General features: G+C 45.1%; 21 protein-coding genes and 1 pseudogene. 5 read left to right on the plus strand and 17 right to left on the minus strand.

What is annotated here, in order from left to right; genetic code table 11:
- The first annotated feature begins 47 nt into the window (after window positions 1–47).
- Entirely contained in the window at window positions 48–1,265 is a 1,218-nt protein-coding gene (gene ltrA / locus ACO6VG_RS20215) for a group II intron reverse transcriptase/maturase (protein WP_422133963.1), read from the plus strand.
- A 112-nt stretch (window positions 1,266–1,377) separates the two neighbouring features.
- Window positions 1,378–1,566: pseudogene (locus ACO6VG_RS20220) on the plus strand (RING finger domain-containing protein); the annotation flags it as partial.
- Window positions 1,567–1,657: 91 nt separating this feature from the next.
- Here the strand turns inward: ACO6VG_RS20220 and ACO6VG_RS20225 are convergent.
- From ACO6VG_RS20225 to ACO6VG_RS20280, 12 genes are all read right to left on the minus strand, one after another.
- Window positions 1,658–1,906: a hypothetical protein gene (locus ACO6VG_RS20225; RefSeq protein ID WP_422476334.1), complete on the minus strand. Its 249-nt coding sequence runs from the start codon at window positions 1,904–1,906 to the stop codon at window positions 1,658–1,660.
- A gap of 337 nt (window positions 1,907–2,243) precedes the next feature.
- Window positions 2,244–2,576, minus strand: a complete 333-nt coding sequence (locus ACO6VG_RS20230) for a type II toxin-antitoxin system HicB family antitoxin (protein ID WP_257282032.1) — start codon at window positions 2,574–2,576, stop codon at window positions 2,244–2,246.
- A complete protein-coding gene (locus tag ACO6VG_RS20235; protein ID WP_422133964.1) occupies window positions 2,573–2,827 on the minus strand; it encodes a type II toxin-antitoxin system HicA family toxin in 255 nt (84 codons plus the stop codon). Before ACO6VG_RS20235 ends, ACO6VG_RS20230 begins: the two co-directional genes overlap by 4 nt.
- A gap of 134 nt (window positions 2,828–2,961) precedes the next feature.
- Window positions 2,962–3,984, minus strand: coding sequence for a class I SAM-dependent methyltransferase (locus ACO6VG_RS20240; RefSeq protein ID WP_422413940.1), 1,023 nt, complete (start codon window positions 3,982–3,984; stop codon window positions 2,962–2,964).
- Between the two features lie 53 nt (window positions 3,985–4,037).
- Entirely contained in the window at window positions 4,038–4,523 is a 486-nt protein-coding gene (locus ACO6VG_RS20245) for a Panacea domain-containing protein (protein ID WP_422133966.1), read from the minus strand.
- A complete protein-coding gene (locus ACO6VG_RS20250; protein ID WP_422133967.1) occupies window positions 4,520–5,491 on the minus strand; it encodes a hypothetical protein in 972 nt (323 codons plus the stop codon). The genes ACO6VG_RS20245 and ACO6VG_RS20250 overlap by 4 nt, the downstream gene beginning before the upstream one ends.
- A gap of 553 nt (window positions 5,492–6,044) precedes the next feature.
- Window positions 6,045–6,422 carry a hypothetical protein gene (locus ACO6VG_RS20255; protein ID WP_422138118.1) on the minus strand — a complete coding sequence of 126 codons (378 nt, stop codon included), beginning with the start codon at window positions 6,420–6,422 and terminating at the stop codon, window positions 6,045–6,047.
- A gap of 978 nt (window positions 6,423–7,400) precedes the next feature.
- Window positions 7,401–7,892: a GNAT family N-acetyltransferase gene (locus tag ACO6VG_RS20260; RefSeq protein WP_422133976.1), complete on the minus strand. Its 492-nt coding sequence runs from the start codon at window positions 7,890–7,892 to the stop codon at window positions 7,401–7,403.
- Window positions 7,893–8,000: 108 nt separating this feature from the next.
- A complete protein-coding gene (locus ACO6VG_RS20265) occupies window positions 8,001–8,549 on the minus strand; it encodes a GNAT family N-acetyltransferase (protein ID WP_422475305.1) in 549 nt (182 codons plus the stop codon).
- Between the two features lie 560 nt (window positions 8,550–9,109).
- On the minus strand, window positions 9,110–10,066 hold the full coding sequence (locus tag ACO6VG_RS20270) for a hypothetical protein (RefSeq protein ID WP_422475307.1): 957 nt from the start codon (window positions 10,064–10,066) through the stop codon (window positions 9,110–9,112).
- Between the two features lie 570 nt (window positions 10,067–10,636).
- Complete coding sequence (locus tag ACO6VG_RS20275) at window positions 10,637–11,209, minus strand: hypothetical protein (RefSeq protein ID WP_422475309.1); 573 nt, start codon at window positions 11,207–11,209, stop codon at window positions 10,637–10,639.
- The gene (locus ACO6VG_RS20280; protein WP_422475311.1) at window positions 11,206–12,183 is read right to left on the minus strand and encodes a hypothetical protein; all 978 of its coding nucleotides are present in this window, start codon (window positions 12,181–12,183) and stop codon (window positions 11,206–11,208) included. The genes ACO6VG_RS20275 and ACO6VG_RS20280 overlap by 4 nt, the downstream gene beginning before the upstream one ends.
- A 747-nt stretch (window positions 12,184–12,930) precedes the next feature.
- Here ACO6VG_RS20280 and ltrA (ACO6VG_RS20285) point away from each other — a divergent pair.
- A complete protein-coding gene (ltrA, locus tag ACO6VG_RS20285) occupies window positions 12,931–14,193 on the plus strand; it encodes a group II intron reverse transcriptase/maturase (RefSeq protein ID WP_422475313.1) in 1,263 nt (420 codons plus the stop codon).
- Window positions 14,194–14,545: 352 nt separating this feature from the next.
- Here ltrA (ACO6VG_RS20285) and ACO6VG_RS20290 read toward each other — a convergent pair whose 3' ends face one another.
- Entirely contained in the window at window positions 14,546–14,671 is a 126-nt protein-coding gene (locus ACO6VG_RS20290) for a hypothetical protein (RefSeq protein ID WP_317142120.1), read from the minus strand.
- A 193-nt stretch (window positions 14,672–14,864) separates the two neighbouring features.
- Here ACO6VG_RS20290 and ltrA (ACO6VG_RS20295) point away from each other — a divergent pair, with 193 nt between their 5' ends.
- Window positions 14,865–16,127: a group II intron reverse transcriptase/maturase gene (gene ltrA / locus ACO6VG_RS20295; RefSeq protein WP_422134284.1), complete on the plus strand. Its 1,263-nt coding sequence runs from the start codon at window positions 14,865–14,867 to the stop codon at window positions 16,125–16,127.
- Window positions 16,128–16,195: 68 nt separating this feature from the next.
- Here ltrA (ACO6VG_RS20295) and ACO6VG_RS20300 read toward each other — a convergent pair whose 3' ends face one another.
- The 4 genes from ACO6VG_RS20300 to ACO6VG_RS20315 form a co-directional block, all read right to left on the minus strand.
- A complete protein-coding gene (locus tag ACO6VG_RS20300; protein WP_422475315.1) occupies window positions 16,196–17,140 on the minus strand; it encodes a hypothetical protein in 945 nt (314 codons plus the stop codon).
- Between the two features lie 118 nt (window positions 17,141–17,258).
- Complete coding sequence (locus ACO6VG_RS20305; protein WP_422475317.1) at window positions 17,259–17,978, minus strand: hypothetical protein; 720 nt, start codon at window positions 17,976–17,978, stop codon at window positions 17,259–17,261.
- A 651-nt stretch (window positions 17,979–18,629) separates the two neighbouring features.
- A complete protein-coding gene (gene cysS, locus ACO6VG_RS20310) occupies window positions 18,630–20,009 on the minus strand; it encodes a cysteine--tRNA ligase (protein WP_422476309.1) in 1,380 nt (459 codons plus the stop codon).
- 74 nt (window positions 20,010–20,083) lie between these two features.
- Entirely contained in the window at window positions 20,084–21,778 is a 1,695-nt protein-coding gene (locus ACO6VG_RS20315) for a glutamine--tRNA ligase/YqeY domain fusion protein (protein ID WP_422133983.1), read from the minus strand.
- A gap of 387 nt (window positions 21,779–22,165) precedes the next feature.
- Between ACO6VG_RS20315 and ACO6VG_RS20320 the strand changes: the two genes are divergently transcribed.
- On the plus strand, window positions 22,166–22,657 hold the full coding sequence (locus tag ACO6VG_RS20320) for a peptidylprolyl isomerase (protein WP_422133984.1): 492 nt from the start codon (window positions 22,166–22,168) through the stop codon (window positions 22,655–22,657).
- The last annotated feature ends 7 nt before the right edge of the window (window positions 22,658–22,664 follow it).

Genomic DNA, 22,664 nt, shown 5'->3' on the forward strand with positions numbered 1-22,664 from the left:
CTTTGAACCACGATCTACTAAGTTGTGCACTGGAGCCTGCCAACTTATTGAAGGCATGGAAACAGGTCAGAAGCAACAAAGGTGCTCCCGGTATTGATGGAGTCACCATTGAGGCCTACCCTGACTTTGCTAAACAGCATTGGCCTTCAGTGCGCCAAGCCTTACTGGATGGAACATATAAACCGTCTCCGGTGCTTCGGGCTGTCATTGAGAAACCCGATAGAGGAGAAAGGTTGCTTGGAATTCCTACCGTTCAGGATAGGGTTATACAACAGGCCATAGTGCAGGTGTTAACCCCCATCTTTGATCTCGGATTTTCAAACAGCAGCTTTGGTTACAGACCGGGAAGATCTGCACATGATGCTGTGCAACAGGTTAAACGCTATATCAAACAGGGGCTGCATCAGGCGGTTGACGTTGATCTGAGTCAGTTCTTTGATACCGTCAGCCATGATGTACTCATGTCGAGAGTCGCCCGTAAGATTAACGACAAGCGTCTTCTAAAACTGATTGGTTGCTACCTCCGTGCTGGCGTCATGATTGATGGGCAATGCTACCCGACACGGGTGGGTATGCCACAAGGCGGTCCACTTTCACCGCTGCTGTCGAATGTACTTCTTGATGACCTGGACAAGGAACTGGAATATCGGGGTCACTGTTTCGCAAGATATTGCGATGACTTCGTGATAGTGGTTCACAGCCAACGGGCAGGGGAAAGGGTGATGGAAAGCATCACCCGGTACCTTGAGCGTCGACTGAAACTGACAATCAACCCGACCAAAAGCAAGGTGGTGAAATCCACTGAGGTCGAGTTCCTGAGTTTTACCTTCACAGGGAAGAGAGTCCGCTGGTCACAGAAAAGCCTGCTTCGCTTTAAGCGGAAAATCATCAAACTCACCAGCCGCAGCTGGGGAGTCTCGATGGGCTACCGCCTGCGAAAGCTTGCCGAATATATCCGGGGCTGGATGGGTTATTTCAGAATAACCGAATATTACCGTCCTATACCGCTGCTGGATCAATGGATACGTCGGCGCATCCGTTGCTGTTTTATTAAGCAGTGGCGCAAGCCGAAAACCCGTTATCGAAATTTAGTCAAGTTAGGCGTTGATCATATCAAGGCCGCTTCGATTGCAGCCAGCAGCAAAGGGTATTATCGGTTGAGCAAAACCTTTGCAACACAGCAGGCACTCAACGACAGTTATCTTGCAAATATTGGGCTTGTTTCCCTGAAAGAGTTATGGATCAGGTTTCACTATCCTCGGTGAACCGCCCGGTGCGGACCCGCATGCCGGGTGCTGTGGGGAGGGCTGGAGAAAGACCAGTCCTTACCCGATTTATGCCTATACTGAGCTGGGCTGAGGCGCATAGACTTCCATCATGAACAAAATTTTTATCTTTAAGTTGTTGACCGTATCTTTATTCATAATCCCTCTACAAGCATTAGCGCAAGAGGCTTGCTCTTTATGCCTGGAAGTTTTAGAAGATAGTGACAATGTACAACAACTTTGTTGTGGGCATTTATATCATGCCACTTGTATAGCCCCTTGGTTTGAGGCCCATGATACATGCCCGAATTGCATGCAGAAAGCTTGTATTCATACTCCAGAGTACAGTACTGAAGAGCATGATAAATGCGTTGATGTTATTTGTGTAATGTCTAACCATGAAGAATCACGTCACCCACGACATTCACGTCGTCAACGATATGCTCCATACACATTTGGAGCACATGGGTTATCAATGTCGGCACAATTTTTACCGGCAACGCCCTCAATGCCTCCAATACCCTCAATGCCTCCAATGCCTCTAATGCCTCCAATGCCTCCAATGCCTCCAATGCCTCCAATGCCTCCAATGCCTCCAATGCCTCTAATGCCTCCAATGCCTCCAATGCCAGATTTGTCACATAGCAGTGGAATTTCTATTCAGCTTCAACAGCGTGGAGAAGGAATTTTCATTTATGGCACACAGGAGGGAGATCCTATTCAAATTAGTTTACCTTCAGAAGATCAAACAGCAACTTTGCAGCAAATAAACCATGGCAACTCTGTTACACAAATAACTACTGAATCAAAAGATGGATGTGTGCGAGTAAGAATATCGAGTAAGAATATGTACCAGAGATAATAGTGGTAATAGCACTGTTGAGGATTAAAGGCATAACGCCTGCGTGTGGGGCTGACGCCGCAGGCGGCAGTCCCAGCCAGCTTGCTGGCGACACCACGCACTTGTTATGCGCTGGTTTATATGCGAGAAGCTTGAACTAAGGCTCTTGAAATCCATTGGTTGATACTTTGACCGCTAACCTGAGCTGCTGTTGCAATGGTTGCATGAAGTTCTGGTGGAATACGTAGCATCAATTTTCCAGAGTATGGTTTCTGAGGCTCTTTGCCCACAGAGGCACAAGTTTCGAGATAATCTTCAACTGCGTCGTGAAAAGCATCTTTTAATTCTGTTACTGACTCACCATGAAAACCAACTCGATCTTTAATGCCTGCGATATGACCAATAAAGCATTCATCATCGTCACTGTATTCTATGCTAGCTGCATAGCCTTTGTATGTCATTGTGTTCATGGTTTAACTCCAATTCTAGTTAGAAAATCTCGTGCATCTTTAACCTGATAGGGCTTTGCCTCTTTTTTTGGGTGCGGTCTATGAAAAGTTCCGATTTCCCCATCTTTATAGAATCTTACACGTGACCCGCGCCCCTCGATAATATCAGCTCCGACAGCAATCAAGAGGGCTTCTATAGCCTTCCATTCCAACTGTTTTGGGGTTGGATCTTTGAATATCGCTGTGAGCGTTTTACGGTGTTTAGCATTCATAGAAGGCACTATAGAGCATAGTATCATAAAATGGTATCAACGTTATGATTTATGATGAATCGAAGCGCATAACGCCGCCCTGAGCCGCGCGCCGAAGGCAGCATCGGGTGGAGCCCTTTAGGGAGGAACGTACTCTAGGGCTTTGTTATACGGCTTCTCACGATTAGCATCTGAGTTGCTCCCTTTTGAAACTCATAGCTGACTTCTTTGAGAGAAGCTTCAATTCCATTTTTCCTTAAATGTTCTATTACTACCGGCAAATGCTTTGATTCTTTACCATCCAATGTTAGTAATGGATAAATTCTTACTTCTCTTGCAATTCTAGTTAATTCAAGTATCGATTCGATATGCTGCGATTCAGAAAAGTGTTCACTGTAAAGAAATAGAAAATGTGAGCAAACTGCTAAATCAAACTCATTGTTTTGGAAAGGTAAGTTTGGCAATGAAGCATAAATATACCTACTATCAAGTCTACCACTATCGTAATCACTAAGGAATGCATTCATTGCTGACATTCTTACTGACTCTAACATTTCAGGAGATTTGATATTTTTCCAAACATATTCATTTTTATTTAGATATATTTGTTCCATAATAAGGGAACGAACTTCTTTGATTCTTGTGATTATCTGAGACTTTGAAAACTGATATATCGGATCAACTGAAACTACACTACCTCCAAGCTTTTTGATTTCCATGTTAAAGCTTGCTGGCCCATCCCCACAGCCAAGTATTTTCTTTCTTTTATCCTTATCACTCAAAGAAAACATCAATTCATACTCTTCGAGTGTACGTCCCCAAGGAACAACGTTTTCTAACTTCACTATAAAAACTCTCTTGTGGTATAGCTCTTTGATTTTTTCTGCCGTATAACGCCATGCTGTGGGGCCACTTTCATAGCCAAAGTCAAAATCTCTCCTTAGTGCTTTGTCCCAGATATCTCTTGATGATTTGGACAAACCATCAATTAAAGAAACATACTCAGCAATTATCTCATCGATCCCGCTACAGGCTGTTTCAAAGGATCCATAGTAAATACCATCAATCTCTTCATTACGAAACACGCAAATACGCTCTCCCCATTCCTTGATGATGGGAGATATATCAATCGACGATTCGATATCTAGATCTATGTTAAGAAAGTGGATCTCATTCATATTAACTTAACTTGATTTGGCACATAACGCTTGCATCAGGTGCGCCGTAGGCGTCACCTGGAACCATTTGTTAGGGTGCTTTCTACCTTGTATTTTTGAGCTAGACCTACGAGATCAAGATAGGAATATCTATCCTTAGATACGACAGGGAAAGTTGAATAGACATAGTCTGTAAAATCATTGAAATATAATGTTTTTGTTTTAGTGATTACAGCATCTAATATCTGCTTATCTCTAGGAGATAGTTCAACAGGCTCAATATTACCATCAAACCCAATCAAAAGCTTATCAGAGCCATACATGGTTTTTTCGTGCGCAATTGTAAAACCATCGCCAGTTTTTACTGCATTGAAAACATCATCAACATATGGCCCATAGTGATTAAACAGCCACTTAATTGATGTTAACTGTTTTTCATCTGCTAAAGCACTAAACCAGTCAGCCAAATAAACTAGTTTTGTCAGCCTAGCTTTAGATAGCTCACCTTTATGTGGATATTGGGTGCAAAAGTAAGCAATTATATTCTGTAACCTAGTCACTTTAAGCCTCCCAACATATTCAATACATCAGCATCATTATCGACTGTCGCTGGTGCTTTGTTAGAATCAATTGATTTATCATACAAAATACCATCTTTTACAAAGTTACAAAGATGGCTTTGATAATCACTGCAATAATCCCTTATTTGTATTTTAACTTCATTAGGAAATGAATCTTTTCTTTCGCTTTCAAAAAGTATCACTCCAATGTTATCTCCAGCTTCAGTTATAGCCACTGCAAAATACCTACAGCTTTTCATATTAATAGATTCAAGAATTTCACGGCTATAGCTATAATTTTGCATCATATACTCAAAGTATCCATCTTTGTCTGAAGCAAACTCAGGGCTATTATCTTCAGAGTGCTCGCCATGCTGCCAAGCCTGACTAATAACACCCTCGTTTAGTCCAAACTTTGGTTTATGCACTTTAGCAAGCTTAGGATTTATTGAATACCTTGATAACAGATAAAAGCTTTCTCGGTTTTCATAGTAAATTGAAACCCTAGAATAGGAGTCCAAGTTAATTTGTTTAGACACACCTTTTAACCATGTTCCAACAAGGTCTTGATGGACACGGTAAATATCAGAGCGAAGGCTTTGTCCATCCTCTTGAGAGGCTTCCAATTCAGCCTCAAGATCTTTTACCTTAATATTTTCTTGGCGCAACTGATCGTTTTCTTTGGTCAGTTGTTTCTTTTCATCGTACACACCTTTGGCACCGAACACCGTTAGAGGAAAACCAACGATAAAAGCTGCGTAAGGGTTCGTCAGTAGATACGCTATAAAACTAGCACTAGAGTCCACAACAGCCCATGCCTTACTGTGGTCATAAGAGCCAAGGAATGCGCCTCCCAATGTCATGATAAAGGCACCAATAGGGGTCGCAAGGCTATAAAATGCTCCATCAAGGAACGCTCCAGCCCGTTCAAAAACATTTAAACTGCTTCTGTTTCTTCGTTCGACCACTAATGCACACCCTCCTATTTAACTGGATGAATATACACTGGTTTTAATGTATTTACTAGTTCTTGAGCTGGTGTAGCGCCCTAACGCTGGCAGCAAGGGTGGCGAACGCAGTGAGCCATCCCTTTGCCTGTATTTGTTAGCCCGGCAGCCCTGCCGCCTGGGACAATGTTGATTATTGCAGAGGAGCTTCAGTAAAACCTGCACCTGCAGCACCGATTGAAGAGCATAAAAGTTACCGCTGGAAAACTTGCAGGTAACGCCAATGCTGATACAACTTTTAACTGGTTTAGTGCGCCGGACCAAATACTCATAAACACCGTGAACCCACGCTGACATGCCCAACAAGACACCGCAGATTTCATAGCGACTGACACAGAACCCAAAGACATGCACTGCTGAGAACTACTCAGAACTGGATTTGAACAGGCTGGTTGCTAGCATGGATTTTGGTTCGTGACTCGTCCACTAAAAAAATAGAAAAAACTTGCACACTGCTGCCGGCTAACGCCTGCAGCATCGGCAGACAAAATTGGCGGTCCGTTGCCTGCACTTGTTATGTGCCGGGTACTGGATAAATAGTAACAACAACACTACCGCCGACCCCAGCCAATTTTTTTATTGCATCTGACTCTATTCTTGAATGAAAGTTATTTGGTGTAGTCCCACTTTCATAGCCAAAGTCAAAATCTCTCCTTAGTGCTTTGTCCCAGATATCTCTTGATGATTTGGACAAACCATCAATTAAAGAAACATACTCAGCAATTATCTCATCGATCCCGCTACAGGCTGTTTCAAAGGATCCATAATAAATACCATCAATCTCTTCATTACGAAACACGCAAACACGCTCCCCCCATTCCTCGATGATGGGAGATATATCAATCGACGATTCGATATCTAGATCTATGTTAAGAAAGTGGATCTCATTCATAGTAACTTAACTTGATTTGGCACATAACGCCGGCAGCAGCGGCCGGAGGCGATTGGCGGAGGTCCGTTGCCTGCCCTTGTTATGTGCGGCTATGTGGACCGTATTTCGTATTGGGCTAGTCCTAACCAGCCGTCTTCGTGGGAAACTGTCCGATGGATTTCATTCCCTTTAATTTCATATTGAGGTAAACCTAGCCAACCATCCACATGTGAAACTGACCGGAAAATCTCATTACCCTTAATTTCATATTGAGGTAAACCTAACCAACCGTCCACATGCGATACGGACCGAAAGATTTCGCTTCCTTTAATCTCATATTGGGGTAAACCTTGCCAGCCATCTACATGACTAACACTTCTATATATTTTTGACATACTAATAGCCCTTAAGATGCTTAAAAACTATCTATTGGGGCTGTTGTTTAAATTTCAAGCAACTTATGCACATAACGCCATGCTGTGAGGCGCCGCACAGCGGCGTCCCAGCCCCTTTAGGGGCGACACCAGCGACTTGTTAGCATGGCAGCCCACCCGCAAGGGCAAATGGTGAATGATGCAGAGGTTTAGCAGCTTTCTTGCTGAACTGATTGAAGCGCACAATCTCTGATATTTAAAAGCTTCCAGGCGATAAAGAAGCTGATGCAACTTTGAACTGGCATAGGGCCACTGAGCAAAAAGTACCGATAAACTGAAAACCAACGCTGACATGCCCAACGATACACCGCAGATTTTCCAGCGACAGAATTCACACCAGCAGACATGAGCTGCTGAGAACTACTGAAAAGTTAGTGTAACAGTGTCTTTTTGCTGGAAGGTTCTAACTCGAAACCCACCATAGGCAGTGAACCCAAAAGCTCTTTTTGAAAACTGGTCTTTTCACAACCAGAAACTCTCTATTATTGCTGCCTGCTAACGCCTGCGTGTGGGGCGCCGCCGTAGGCGGCGTCCAAGGCAGCTTGCTGCCGACACCACACACTTGTTAGGTGCGCATGATTATTTGCCAATAGCCGACATCCTGCCACTGATTGAACTTAAAACCAACTTTTTTAAAATGAGCAACTTTATTCATTCCTAGCTTTTCATGTAAGGCAATACTTTTTTCATTTGGTAATGTTATACAGCCAATAACTGTTTTAATTTTTTTACTCTGTAATTCATTTAATAACTGTTTATACAATGTACTGCCAAGTCCGTTACTTTGAAAGTTCGGATCGAGATAAATAGTAGCTTCTACTGAGAAACGGTATGCACTACGATCATGCCATTTTGAAGCATAAGCATAACCGACCACATCTGAATCATTTATTAAAACAAGCCAAGGTAACCCATTTGATTTGATTTTCTTAACTCTTAAATCAACATCAGACAATGAAACCTCTTCTTCTTCAAACGTAAATGCAGTGTTCCTTACATAGTGATTATAGATTTCTACAATCCGTTGAATATCACCGTCCTCGACTTCTCTTATCATTATTTCTGCCTCTTAACTGTGATGTATGAGCACACCTAACGCCTGGCGCAACGGCGAAGCACGCAGTGCTGAGTCCGGCACCCGAAGGGTGCGAATTGCCGCCACTTGTTATAAGGCATTTTGCTGCCATGTTGATTTACTAATTTTGTATAACACATGCTCACATTGCGGATGCGAAACTTCAATGTCTGGGTGCATAAATTTTTGGTTGCTGTTGTGCATGCCGATTTTTTGCATAACGGCTTTGGAGCGATCATTGGCTAATGTGGTAAATGAGACCACCTCATTTAGATTTAACGTATTGAACGCATATTTTAGTGCTTCTTTGGCAGCCTCGGTTGCGTAGCCTTTGCCCCAATAATGTTTTGATAACCGCCAACCGATTTCTACGCAAGGCGAAAACGGCATTTTATTTGTTGGTGTATGCAAACCAACAAAGCCAATAAATTTATGCTGATTAGGAACCTCTACTGCCCAGAAACCCCAGCCTCGTTCATTGATAAGGGACAAGATTTTTCTCCCCATTTCGAAGCTTTCCTCTTGAGTTTGGAGTTTTGGAAAATGCTCCATTACTTCTTTGTCTCCGCACATTTCAGCGAATGGGAGAAAATCATTCTCTGACCATTGACGAAGCAATAATCTTTCCGTTTTCAACATTCTTCGACTATGCCTTATAACGCCATGCTGTGGGGCGCCGCACAGCGGCGTCCCTGCCCCTTTAAGGGCGACACCAGCAACTTGTTAGCATGGCAGCCCATCCGCAAGGGCAAATGGTGAATGATGCAGAGGATTAGCAGCTTTCTTGCTGAACTGATTGAAGCGCACAATCTCTGATATTTAAAAGCTTCCAGGCGATAAAGAAGCTGATGCAACTTTGAACTGGCATAGGGCCACTGAGCAAAAAGTACCGATAAACTGAAAACCAACGCTGACATGCCCAACGATACACCGCAGATTTTTTCAGCGACAGACTTCACACCAGCAGACATGAACTGCTGAGAACTACTGAAAAGTTAGTGTAACAGTGTCTTTTTGCTGGGAGGTTCTAACTCGAAACCCACCATAGATAGTGAACCCAAAAGCTCTTTTTGAAAACCGGTCTTTTCACAACCAGAAACTCTCTATTATTGCTGCCTGCTAACGCCTCAATAACCGGCACAGCTTTGCTGTGTCCGGCGCCGAAGGCGCGTAGTTAATTGACTTGTTAGGTTCTTTCATTAGAAAAATGGCACTTCATTTAACTTGGACTGACTGACATTAATATTCAATCCGAATTTGCTATTTACATCGTTAAGTAAACTCACAAACCAAGGCGGTGCTGTTGGTGAGACAATAACTTCTTCAATCAAAGTATTCAGGTCGCAGTCCACAATCTTCCCTGACTCTTCGCTTTCATAATCGTGAATAATTGCTCGCACCTCTCTCTCATGCTCGAAAGATTTTCGCTTACGCCAGAAGGAGTCGTTTGGCCCAGCATAACTTTTACTGAAGTCTATATATTTTACTTTACCTATTGAGATTGATGAATTCTTACCGAGGGCTTTATATAGTGAAGAATATGTAGTCCTGATGGCTATAGCATTATCAAGAAAGCTTGAATATAAGCGCCACATTGCTTCAGATTCATGTTCATTCTCATGCCAGCAACTTATATAAACCCTTTCCCTATGAGAATGCCCCCCAGCCTCCATCTCTTTTAGTAGCCTCTGAGCTTCTTTTTCAATGTGCTCTTCAGACTGATCCCACTCAACTCCTTCAGGCGGGTTTCTCATCATGCGCCTGAAGAAATCTAAGTAGTGCTCATCCCACTTTTCTTTATTTTCAATGATCCCTTTAGCACCTTCAAAAGGGTCTTCAAAAGTATCAGCTCGGGCAAAATAAAGACCTGAGGTTGAAAGCAGGCTGACATATTTAGTGAAATCCATATAGCGCCACAAGGAACTATTACTTTGTGAAAGTTCATAAGGGCGATGTGAGAAGCGATGGCGAACTGCGGTTTCTTTTAGAGCGGAGGCGCAACTATCACATACATAAAGAGGCTCTTCGTTTTCATCATATCCAGAATGAGAAGTATCTCCGTCAACAAATTCGTAACCACAACTGACGCAATTGTCATGATTCTCATGTGACAATCTCTTTAGCTCTTCCGTTAACCTATGTGACATTTTCTGCATAGAACTTCCGTAGAACCTAACGCCATGCTGTGGGGCGCCGCACAGCGGCGTCCCAGCCCCTTCAGGGGCGACACCAGCAACTTGTTAGCATGGCAGCCCACCCGCAAGGACAAATGGTGAATGATGCAGAGGTTTAGCAGCTTTCTTGCTGAACTGATTGAAGCGCACAATCTCTGATATTTAAAAGCTTCCAGGCGATAAAGAAGCTGATGCAACTTTGAACTGGCATAGGGCCACTGAGCAAAAAGTACCGATAAACTGAAAACCAACGCTGACATGCCCAACGATACACCGCAGATTTTTCAGCGACAGACTTCACACCAGCAGACATGAACTGCTGAGAACTACTGAAAAGTTAGTGTAACAGTGTCTTTTTGCTGGGAGGTTCTAACTCGAAACCCACCATAGATAGTGAACCCAAAAACTCTTTTTGAAAACTGGTCTTTTCACAACCAGAAACTCTCTATTATTGCTGCCTGCTAACGCCTGCTTCAGCCGCGCCGCCGACGGCGGCGTCGGGTGGAGGGGCGAAGCCCCGGAACGAACTGGAAGCATTTGTTAGGTGCCGTTTTACTGTGGGCTATGTAACCTTTCGCCAAGATAATACAGCCCAAGAAGAGTGGCAGTAATCATTTGCCAGACAGCATAAATAAAGACAGTAATTCCTAGCCAAGAGAAAATGACATAATACTCACTTGGTATAGTTAAATTTAAAGCTATCCTTGCACCGAGTACGATTAAAATACTTACAGCAGTTAAATATGAAAAAAGCACACATAAAAATCGACGTCTTGTCATTTCCACCATTAATGGATTTCCATGATGGAGAATTTCAATCTTTGGAGGATTTGCCATTAGCTCGTCAATATCATTTTTATTAAATGTTGCAACAGCCGCTAATGCAGCGATAAAAAATCCGGGCAAATTTGCAATGAAATCAGCTATTTGGCTAATCACACCATCTTTTGAAACAATTTCAGCAGTGGGTATAAATTTATAAAATAGAAAAATAGTAGCCGCTGACAAGATCAGTGGAACCAACCAATCGTAAATCCATTTATCTTCGTGTTTGATACGAAGATACGAAAGAGGTCTTGCCAATTGATAAAAAATCAACCTCATTTCTTTGAATTTCCTGATCATTCCAGTAACTCCAGCATTTTCTGTTTTATGCCCCCATGTATTACAGGAAAGGCAGTTTTTAAGTTATTACCAAGATCATTTATCTTTCTTTTCTTTATGTACTTATCGGCTTGGTACAGCAAACCTGTGTCAGTGCTTAGTGTAGCTGTATGGCTTGATCCGGTTTCTCCTGTAAATTGTATGCGTACAAATGGTGACTCAAGATCATTTGCATGTTGCAGTGCCTTCTGAATGTGGCTCCAGTTGCCACCAGATAGTGCAACATCTATACGACCCACTTTCATCCTTACTTCAGTGCCGATAAGCTCTGCATGCCGTTCAGAATCATAGCCCCGAACGATATTTGCATCACTTGTTAAGCGGATGTCTGTTAGCACTCCCGACTCAACCTCTTCGCGAAATTCATCTGAAGGATGACCATAGATGGAAAGTACGCAATATGTGTTGATAGTCTTGTTGCTGACACCTGACGGATGCGGTTGCCTGTAATCATCAGAGAAGTGCTTTGCTGCAACACGTGATAGATGGTTCAGAAATGCCAAGGCTTTTGCAAATGGTAGAGAGGGATTTTTCTCAATCAAGGTAACATGCTTTGCAGCTGCATCAGCAGCCTTATAGATGAGAATATGTGAAGATGACTCTAACCCTCTGTCCTCTCCTAACTCTATGACTTCACGATCGCTGTCAGTACCTCCAACTTTATTCGTAACAGGATGAGCAGCTTCAGTATCCACGACATTGACCAGAAGCATCCAAGCATCATCAAGCTCTTCCATATGCTCCAAGCGGAACTCAAGCTTAGAACGAGCATCGACCTTCTTCCTTGCTTTGTTGGCTTCTCTTATCGCCCAAAAATCTTGCATAAGCTGATCAAGGCTTCGAGGTGAAGCAAGGTTGTGCCGGATGTCACGGGCACGAGTTCTTCCATATAATTGAAGATCAAAAAACTGGATGATCCGTTCGTCCTTTTTCACTAAAGCTCCGTAACTGCGTTTCTAAAATTCAGGATTTTACAGGAATTTTGCGGAAGACTCGAGTAGGCACCTAACGCCTAAATCAGGTGCGCCGTAGGCGTCACCTGGATTTACTTGGTACGCCCGGCATGGGCATGAACTTATGGGGTGAAAGTCCCCTGTGGGTAAACCAGCATCGGATCTTGCGCCTAATAAGCCAACCGATGATAACCACTAGCTTAAGGCAAGTGCAATCCCGCGAGGGATTGTGCGGAGGCAGTCTGACTGCAAAGGTGCGAGCCGACGGACAGAAATCGCATACAAGGCCGAGTCTCGTGGGCGAGTGAGCCAATGATCACAAAGCCCTCTGGTTTGAGAGACACGGTAAATGCGGCGGTTGTGCACTGACAGTTCATGTTCTTATCCGGGGAGGTCTGTTCAACATGCGATTGGTTATTCCCAGTTCTCAGCCACTGGTTACAACAGGCTCGGCGAGCAAGATTCATCACCCTGTTCGAGCAAACCCGATGACAACCAATAGCGCCCAAAGGAGTAATCCTGTGTGGTGATTGAACAGAAGTCAGCAGACGTCATACGATTGCATGGATGCAGGAGCTAGAGTAACGCAGGAGCAGTTACCGCGTAGTTGTTCGACAGGAGTCGTCAGCGAAGGACTGAACACCGATGACAAAGAGGAGACTGATTCCCTCAGCGCAGTGCAGCCGTCCGGCGAAACACTGTGTCTGGCGACAGAATCTTTAACCAGCTTTGAACCACGATCTACTAAGTTGTGCACTGGAGCCTGCCAACTTACTGAAGGCATGGAAACAGGTCAGAAGCAACAAAGGTGCTCCCGGTATTGATGGAGTCACCATTGATGCCTACCCTGACTTTGCTAAACAGCATTGGCCTTCAGTGCGCCAAGCCTTACTGGATGGAACATATAAACCGTCTCCGGTGCTTCGGGCTGTCATTGAGAAACCCGATGGAGGAGAAAGGTTGCTTGGAATTCCTACCGTTCAGGATAGGGTTATACAACAGGCCATAGTGCAGGTGTTAACCCCCATCTTTGATCCCGGATTTTCAAACAGCAGCTTTGGTTACAGACCGGGAAGATCTGCACATGATGCTGTGCAACAGGTTAAACGCTATATCAAACAGGGGCTGCATCAGGCGGTTGACGTTGATCTGAGTCAGTTCTTTGATACCGTCAGCCATGATGTACTCATGTCGAGAGTCGCTCGTAAGATTAACGACAAGCGTCTGCTAAAACTGATTGGTTGCTACCTCCGTGCTGGCGTCATGATTGATGGGCAATGCTACCCGACACGGGTGGGTATGCCACAAGGCGGTCCACTTTCACCGCTGCTGTCGAATGTACTTCTTGATGACCTGGACAAGGAACTGGAATACCGGGGTCACGGTTTCGCAAGATACTGCGATGACTTCTTGATATTGGTTCACAGCCAACGGGCAGGGGAAAGGGTGATGGAAAGTATCACCCGATACCTTGAGCGTCGACTGAAACTGACAATCAACCTGACCAAAAGCAAGGTGGTGCAATCCACTGAGGTCGAGTTCCTGAGTTTTACCTTCACAGGGAAGAGAATCCGCTGGTCACAGAAAAGCCTGCTTCGCTTTAAGCGGACAATCATCAAACTCACCAGCCGCAGCTGGGGAGTCTCGATGGGCTACCGCCTGCGAAAGCTTGCCGAATATATCCGGGGCTGGATGGGTTATTTCAGAATAACCGAATATTACAGTCCTATACCGCTGCTGGATCAATGGATACGTCGGCGCATCCGTTGCTGTTTTATTAAGCAGTGGCGCAAGCCGAAAACCCGTTATCGAAATTTAGTCAAGTTAGGCGTTGATCATATCAAGGCCGCTTCGATTGCAGCCAGCAGCAAAGGGTATTATCGGTTGAGCAAAACCTTTGCAACACAGCAGGCACTCAACGACAGTTATCTTGCAAATATTGGGCTTGTTTCCCTGAAAGAGTTATGGATCAGGTTTCACTATCCTCGGTGAACCGCCCGGTGCGGACCCGCATGCCGGGTGCTGTGGGGAGGGCTGGAGAAAGACCAGTCCTTACCCGATTGTACGCCCGACATGGGCATGAACTTATGGGGTGAAAGTCCCCTATGGGTAAACCAGCATCGGATCTTGCGCCCAATAAGCCAACCGATGATAACCATTAGCCGACGGCAAGTGCAATTCCGCGAGGAATTGTGCGGAGGAAGCCTGAGCGCAAAAGTGCGAGCCGACGGACAGAAACTGCATACAAGGCCGAGTCTTGTGGGCGAGTGAGCACAAGATCACAAAGCCCTCTGGTTTGAGAGATACGGTAAATGCAGCGGTTGTGTACTGACAGTCCATGCTCTTATTCGGGGAGGTCTGCCCAACCGGCGACCGTGAATAATATCCAGTTTGACCACTGGTTCAACAGGTCTGGCATTCTGGCTTCATCAACCGGAATGAGCGAACTCGATGAAACACGGTAGCGCATTCAGGAGTAATCCTGTCTGTGTTTTGGGTAGAAGTCAGCAGACGTCATAGTAGCTGTTCGACAGAAGTCATTAACTGACCGGAAGTCGTCAGCGAAGGACTGAACACCGAAGACAAAGAGGAGACTGATTCCCTCGGAGCAGTGCAGCCGAACGGCGAAACACTGTATCTGGCGACAGAATCTTTAACCAGCTTTGAACCACAATCTACTAAGTTATGCACTGGAACCTGCCAACTTACTGAAGGCATGGAAACAGGTCAGAAGCAACAAGGGCGCTCCCGGCATTGATGGAGTCACCATTGAGGCCTACCCTGACTTTGCTAAACAGCATTGGCCTTCAGTGCGCCAAGCCTTACTGGATGGAACATATAAACCGTCTCCGGTGCTTCGGGCTGTCATTGAGAAACCCGATGGAGGAGAAAGGTTGCTTGGAATTCCTACCGTTCAGGATAGGGTCATACAACAGGCCATAGTGCAGGTGTTAACCCCTATCTTTGATCCCGGATTTTCAAACAGCAGCTTTGGTTACAGACCGGGAAGATCTGCACAAGATGCCGTGCAACAGGTTAAACGCTATATCAAACAGGGGCTGCATCAGGCAGTTGACGTTGATCTGAGTAAATTCTTTGATACCGTCAGCCATGATGTCCTTATGTCGAGAGTCTCTCGTAAGATTAACGACAAGTGTCTATTAAAACTGATAGGCCGCTACCTTCGTGCTGGCGTCATGATTGATGGGCAATGCTACCCGACTCGGGTAGGTGTGCCACAAGGCGGCCCTCTTTCGCCGCTACTGTCAAATGTACTTCTCGACGATCTGGACAAGGAACTGGAATACCGGGGTCATTGCTTCGCACGTTACTGTGATGATTTTGTGATACTCGTTGGCAGTCAACGATCAGGGGAGCGAGTGATGGATAGCATTACCCGTTACCTTGAACGAAGGCTGAAATTAACGGTAAATCCGACCAAAAGCGAGGTGGTGAAAGCCACCAAAGCAGAGTTCCTGAGTTTCACCTTTACAGGTAAGAAAATCCGGTGGACAGAGAAGAGCCTGCGCTGCTTCAGGCGGCAAGTCCTTAAACTCACCAGCCGCAGCTGGGGTGTATCAATGGGCTACCGTTTGCGAAAGCTTACCGAATATATCAGGGGCTGGATGGGTTATTTCAGAATAACCGAATATTACCGTCCTATTCCGCTACTGGACCAATGGATACGTCGGCGTATCCGCTGCTGTTTTATCAAGCAGTGGCGTAAACCGAAAACCCGCTATCGAAATTTGGTCAGGTTGGGCGTTGATCACATCAAAGCCGCCGGGATCGCAATCAGTAGCAAAGGGTATTACCGGTTAAGCAAAACCTTTGCAACACAGCAGGCACTCAACGACAGTTACCTCGCAAAACTTGGGCTTGTTTCGCTGAAAGACTTATGGATTAGGTTTCACTATCCTAGGTGAACCGCCCGGTGCGGACCCGCATGCCGGGTGGTGTGGGGAGAGCTGGAGAAAGACCAGCTCTTACCCGATTAGGTTTTTATTGTAGGTACTGACGAGACTGAGAGAGCATTTGTCCCGATGCTTGCTGTTTCAACTCTAGATACTTTCGCTCGTAATGTTTCGATCAGGTCAGTAATGGGTTTGTCCCAAAAATAACGGATAATATCAACAACTTCCTTTTGGCCCGCGACAAATTGCAGTCTGTGGTTAGGAGTTATTGAGAAAAAAGTTTCAAGAATACCAATGGCTATTTTGAAGTCTTCAATTACGTCAAACTGTGAGCCAAGAGTAAGAACTGTTTTGATTCCAGATTCAGCCCTTAAGTTAACCAACTCCATATCACTGTCTATTTTACCAACTCCAATTCCGAAACTGCAGAAGCTAGACTTTTTATTCCAGAAGTTTTCACGATTCAACTTGACCGCATTGTTACCCTCGACCTCACCCAAAATTGCTGTATTTAAGGTGTCACCTTGAAACCTATTGATAATGAAGCACAAGTCAACATACTTTATATCCTCGTACACATTAGAAATCGTTTTTTCATTGTATCCAAAAATTTCGGCAGTTGTAGCATTAAGAAAATTAGCACCACTGTAAGAATCTATGCCGCATACAAAAACCCCATAAGAATGAAAGTTTCTTTTCAAATCAAAACCATAATTATTGGAGATTTCACTCATCAAGGAGTCAAAGACAGGTTTCCCTTCTGCGCTCATAAGATAATGACAAAGGAAATATTGTAACCCCCAATTATATATATTGTTTCTTATTCTTGAGAGAAACATTTGTTCTGTATGTGCATTGAAATTTGCTAGTGTGCGAGGATGTTCCTGCGGTATGCTTTTTTTAATATTAAATTGAAGTTGCTTGTGCTCATATAGTGTTTCTAAAACAGAGCAAAAATGCATTGCCCAGTAAGATTCAAAGCTGTCCCTGAATCCAGGCTTAATAAGTCTGATAACTTCATTCATATCTGATCTTAAATTTAAACTCGATGTTGATCTAAAAACCTAACGCCGCCAGCAGGGGCCGAAAAACCAGAGCGAAGCGGCGGTTTTTTGGTCCCTCTGGCTGGCCTTGTTAAATTTTTTACTGCACAAAACCAGATGCCTGTGCCATACCCCTAAATTGCCCCATAAATTTCTCAAGTGCTTTTGTAGCAGCTAGGTCTATTTCTTCGCTCGTAATAGATTCGATGCTTTTTGATGGATTAATTTCGGGTATTGTGGGACGTTGATAGTACCTAAAACCCATAGGTTTAAGGGATGACTGATTCTTTACATCGTAAAATCGAGCACTAACATGATCTAAAGCTTCTGCGGTACAGCTTCCAAACTTGCAGCCAGTATATAAGCCGTAGCCATCGATATATGCACTGGAATTAGGCCATGCTGGCCCGTTTAGCGGATGAACCACAATAATGAAATCTAGCCCGTTCTCAACAGCAACCTGATTGAAGACCGATTTAACATCGCTCTTGAAGTAAATATTGCTCGATGCGTAAGAGAATAAGCTGAATCTCTTTTCGTACAGGTCTTCATTTTCCTTTAGCTTCACCAGCTCATAGTTTTTCACCGCAAAAATCTCTGCTATTTTCTCATAATATTTCTGTTTGAAATCTGTATCAGAGGAGGCATTCACTTCTTTATTTTGGAAAATAGTGTTGCCTACGTGCTCGTGTTTTGGATAGTCATCAATTAAGAGGAAAAGTCCTATCTTTGATGTGGGCGATGGTGGCCCAAAGTTTGCGGGTACTGAAGCACACGAGGCTAGAGTAATGGACAGTAACAGAATTAAAATCTTTGGCACATTTTTCTCCTAGAAATGTAACAGCTATTAAAACTCAAACGAGTGATATCAGATATTACACTCACACGCGCCATATCCCCCCAAATCAGAGAAAATCAACGCACTCGAGATATATCCCGTTTTTTCAATCCGTCAAAAAGTCATTAATTATCAACAGACTACGAGCTGTTCTACCTACCGTACCGAATAGGCCGCGAGTGAGTTATTTGCATTTTTGGTATTTTTTCAATAACACTGTACAAAATAACAGTTATTGAGTTTACCATGCCATCTGCTTTTATGACTGAAGCAGACAAAACTCTGAGAGTGAGGGGCTATAGCTTTAAAATCAAGCTGACGGTTTCTTTAACAAAAAGACAACCGGATCTACATTGATATGACAAACCCGTGTGCTCATACAGTAAAAAGCCCTTGTCGCAAAATACAAGAAGCACGCTACCGCCCTGAGAGTTAAATCTGCCGAAACAGCAGACAAGCACATATCCCTTGGCTCAATGGCATTCTGGTTGGATGAGTAAACAGGTTCTATTGAGCGACATTGTGCCAGTATTTTTCATTGAAGGGCAGATATTAGGGCTTAATTTTTGGCAACAGGAGTAAAAATTCTTGAGGTTTGGCAGGACCTGAAGACTCCAGGTCCTGAAAAGTCTATCAGCGCTCAATACGCCAGGTGGTTCCTTCCCGACTGTCCTGCAGGATAATACCCTGACTGGCCAGCTCCTCACGGATACGATCCGCTTCAGCAAAGTCACGAGCCTTCTTGGCATCTTTGCGCTTCTGAATCATTGCTTCAATCCAGGCTTCATCGACATCGGCTCCGGACTTCAGGAAAGACTCGGCATCACCTTGCAGAATACCCAGGATGCCACCCAGTTTGACCAGCAAAGCTGCCAGCGGCATGGCTTTCTGCTCATCTTCGGCACGAATGGTATTCAGCTCACGTACCAGTTCAAACAGGGACGCCAATGCTTCCGGTGTATTAAAGTCGTCATCCATGGAAGCCATGAACTTTTCTTCAAAACGAGTGCCTTCAGCCGCAGTGACACCAGCCACATCCAGTCCTTTCAGTGCAGTGTATAGACGCTCAAGGCGAATAGACGCCTCTTTCAGACTATCTTCCGAGTAATTAACCGGACTGCGGTAATGACTGGAAATCAGGAAATAACGCACGACTTCGTCCGGGTACTTATCCAGCACCTCACGAATCGTAAAGAAGTTACCCAGGCTCTTGGACATTTTCACATTATCAATGCGAATGGCACCTGAGTGCATCCAGGTATTCACGAAGGTCTGACCGTTGGCCGCTTCACTCTGGGCAATCTCGTTTTCATGATGAGGGAACTTGAGATCTGAACCGCCGCCGTGAATATCAAAGGTTTCTCCCAGGCAGCACTTACCCATAACCGAGCACTCTATATGCCAGCCAGGACGGCCATTACCCCAGGGTGAGGCCCAACTTGGCTCACCTTCTTTAGCTCCCTTCCAGAGCACAAAGTCCATAGGGTCTTCTTTCTGCTCATCGACTTCGATACGGGCACCGGCTTCCAGTTCTTTCAGAATTTTTCCAGACAGCTTGCCATAGCCATCGAATTTGCGAACCCGGAAGTAAACGTCGCCATTGCCCGGTGCATAGGCAAAGCCTTTCTCAACCAGGTCACTGATCATTTCGATCATACCTTCCACGTGCTCGGTCGCCCTGGGTTCCTGATCAGGCTCCAGATTGCCGAGACGTTTAAAGTCTTCACGCATGGCGGCGATCATACGATCTGTCAGCACGTCAATAGTTTCACCATTATCAGTGGCGCGACGAATGATCTTGTCATCAATATCAGTGATATTGCGAATGTAAGTCAGGTTGTAGCCTTTAGCTCTCAGGTAACGGGAGACCACATCAAAAGCCGTAACCGTTCTGGCATGACCAATATGGCACAGGTCATAAACTGTCATACCACAGACGTACATCCGCACATGATTTTCATTCAGTGGTTTAAAGGCTTCTTTGGTTCTGGTCAGGGAGTTGTATATCTGCAACACGTTCTTTGTCCTGTAGCCCGATGATCCAGGCTGTATGCTCTCCCTGAAATGGGAGAGCTTGATTCCACTCGTCAGACTTTACTGGCCCAGGTATCCTTGAGACCAATCGTCATATTGAACACGGGTTTTTCAGAACAGTGTTCACGTCGATCGGCGACAAAATACCCTTCCCTCTCGAACTGAAAGCCCTGTTCCGGCTTCGCTTCTACCAGAGAGGGTTCAACCCAGCCTGTCACCACTTCCAGGGAAGACGGATTCACATGAGCCATAAAGTCTTCATCACCCTTGTCTGGAGCAGGGTTATTAAACAGGCGATCGTACTTACGGATTTCTGCCTGCTTGCCATGGCTCGCTGACACCCAATGAATCACACCACGAGGTTTAATACCTTCAGGAGGGTTTTCTCCCACTGTACCGGGTACATAGCTGCAGTGAATCTCAGTGATTTTGCCCTGTTCATCTTTAATTACCTGGTCTGATTTGATGACATAGGCACTGCGCAGGCGCACGTACTCACCCGACACCAGTCGCTTGAATTTTTTGCGTGACAGAGTGGTGTCTTCAGTAAAATCTGAACGATCAATATACAGTTCACGTGTAAACGGCAGTTTACGCTCACCCAACTCAGGCTTGTTAGGGTGTGCCGCTGCGGTCATTTCCTGTACCTCGCCTTCAGGCAGATTGGTAATCACGACTTTCAGCGGATTGATAACCGCCATGGCACGTGCTGCGTTGTTGTTCAGATCGTCACGGATCGCATGCTCCAGCATGGAAACATCAGCAATACCGTCGGAACGACTGACGCCCACCATATCGGAGAATTTGCGAATAGAAGCCGGTGTGTACCCACGCCGACGCATACCGGACACGGTAGGCATACGGGGGTCGTCCCACCCTTCTACGATACCTTCATCCACCAGTCGCTTCAGTTTTCGCTTGCTGGTGACGGTGTAGTTCAGGTTCGTTCTGGCAAACTCGAATTGTCTCGGCCTTGATGGCACCGGCAGGTTCTCGATAAACCAGTCGTATAACGGACGGTGGTCCTGAAATTCCAGTGTACAGATCGAGTGCGTTACCCCTTCAATGGCATCTTCCTGACCATGGGCAAAGTCATAGCTTGGATAGATACACCACTTATCACCCGTCTGGTGGTGAGGCACCTTGCGGATACGGTAAAGAATCGGATCACGCATATTCATGTTGGGGTTCTGTAGATCAATCCTGGCCCTCAGGCTGCACTGACCTTCTTCATACTCACCGGCACGCATCTTTTCAAACTCTGCCAGATTCTCTTCTACAGACCGCTTGCGGCATTCCGTTTCAACGCCAGGGGTATTAAAGTCACCCCGGTTTTTAGCCATGGACTCGGCGTCCTGATGATCCACATAGGCCTTTCCTTCTTTGATCAGGTAGAGAGCCCATTCGTAAAACTGATCAAAGTAGCTGGAAGCATAGCGAACCTCTCCGCTCCACTTGAAACCCAACCAGCGAACATCTTCCTGAATGGCATCGACATACATCTGCTCCTCTTTTTCGGGATTCGTATCATCAAACCTCAGGTTACATTGGCCATTGAATTGCTCAGCCAATCCAAAGTTCAGACAGATGGAGGTGGCGTGTCCAATATGCAGAAAGCCGTTGGGCTCCGGCGGAAATCGGGTCTGAACCGATTGAACCAGACCTGCAGCCAGATCCTTTTCAATGATCTGCTCAAGGAAATTACCGGATTTTGATGGTTTGTTGGATGAAGTGTCTGTTGTGCTCATTGCAACCAGCGTCTTGGAAGAGAAAGCCCTCTCTGATACAGAAGCCCGGAGACATCAGACCGTTCAGGATCTGACCCGCCCATGCTCTAGAGGGAATGCATTATTTTACCGTAAAAAAATCTTTTGCCATCCAGAGCGATAATAGACTTTTCAATCGCCCATGGCTGTTTGGTTAACGCCTGAGACTAACATTTTCCCGTCGAAGGGTACAGGTCAGACCGACTTTTGGCTTGCGGTTTCTGTAAATAGTTTCCTGCATCTCAAGCAGCTTGATTAAGTCACCCATCGCTGTTTATTCCACTCTGACCTTTTACACCTGTCTCATAACCACCTAGAATTGGAGGTTTTCCGTTCGCGGATCATCTGAACAGAGATTACGGTAACCCTATGGTTGTACTGCACACCAATTTTGGCGATATCAAACTGGAACTGGACGCTGAAAAAGCCCCCAAAACTGTGGCTAACTTTCTGGAATATGTAAAGAGTGGCCACTTTGACGGTACCATCTTCCACAGGGTCATTGATGGTTTTATGATCCAGGGCGGTGGTTTTGAGCCAGGTATGCTTCAAAAAGAGACACAGACACCTATCGAAAACGAAGCAGACAACGGCCTGAAAAACACCATTGGCACTATTGCCATGGCCAGGACGATGGACCCACATTCAGCTTCATCGCAATTCTTTATCAATGTTTCTGACAACCATTTCCTTAACCACACCTCCAAGACGCCGGATGGCTGGGGCTATTGCGTATTTGGTCAGGTCACTGAAGGTATGGATATTGTGAACAAGATCAAGGCGGCTAAAACCACCTTCCGGGCCGGTCATCAGGATGTTCCTGAAGATGACGTGTTGATTGAGTCTGCTGTCGTCGAATAGGAAGCCG

The sequence above is a fragment of the Endozoicomonas sp. ALB032 genome (genome assembly GCF_049310125.1).
Classification (GTDB): Bacteria; Pseudomonadota; Gammaproteobacteria; order Pseudomonadales; family Endozoicomonadaceae; genus Endozoicomonas_A.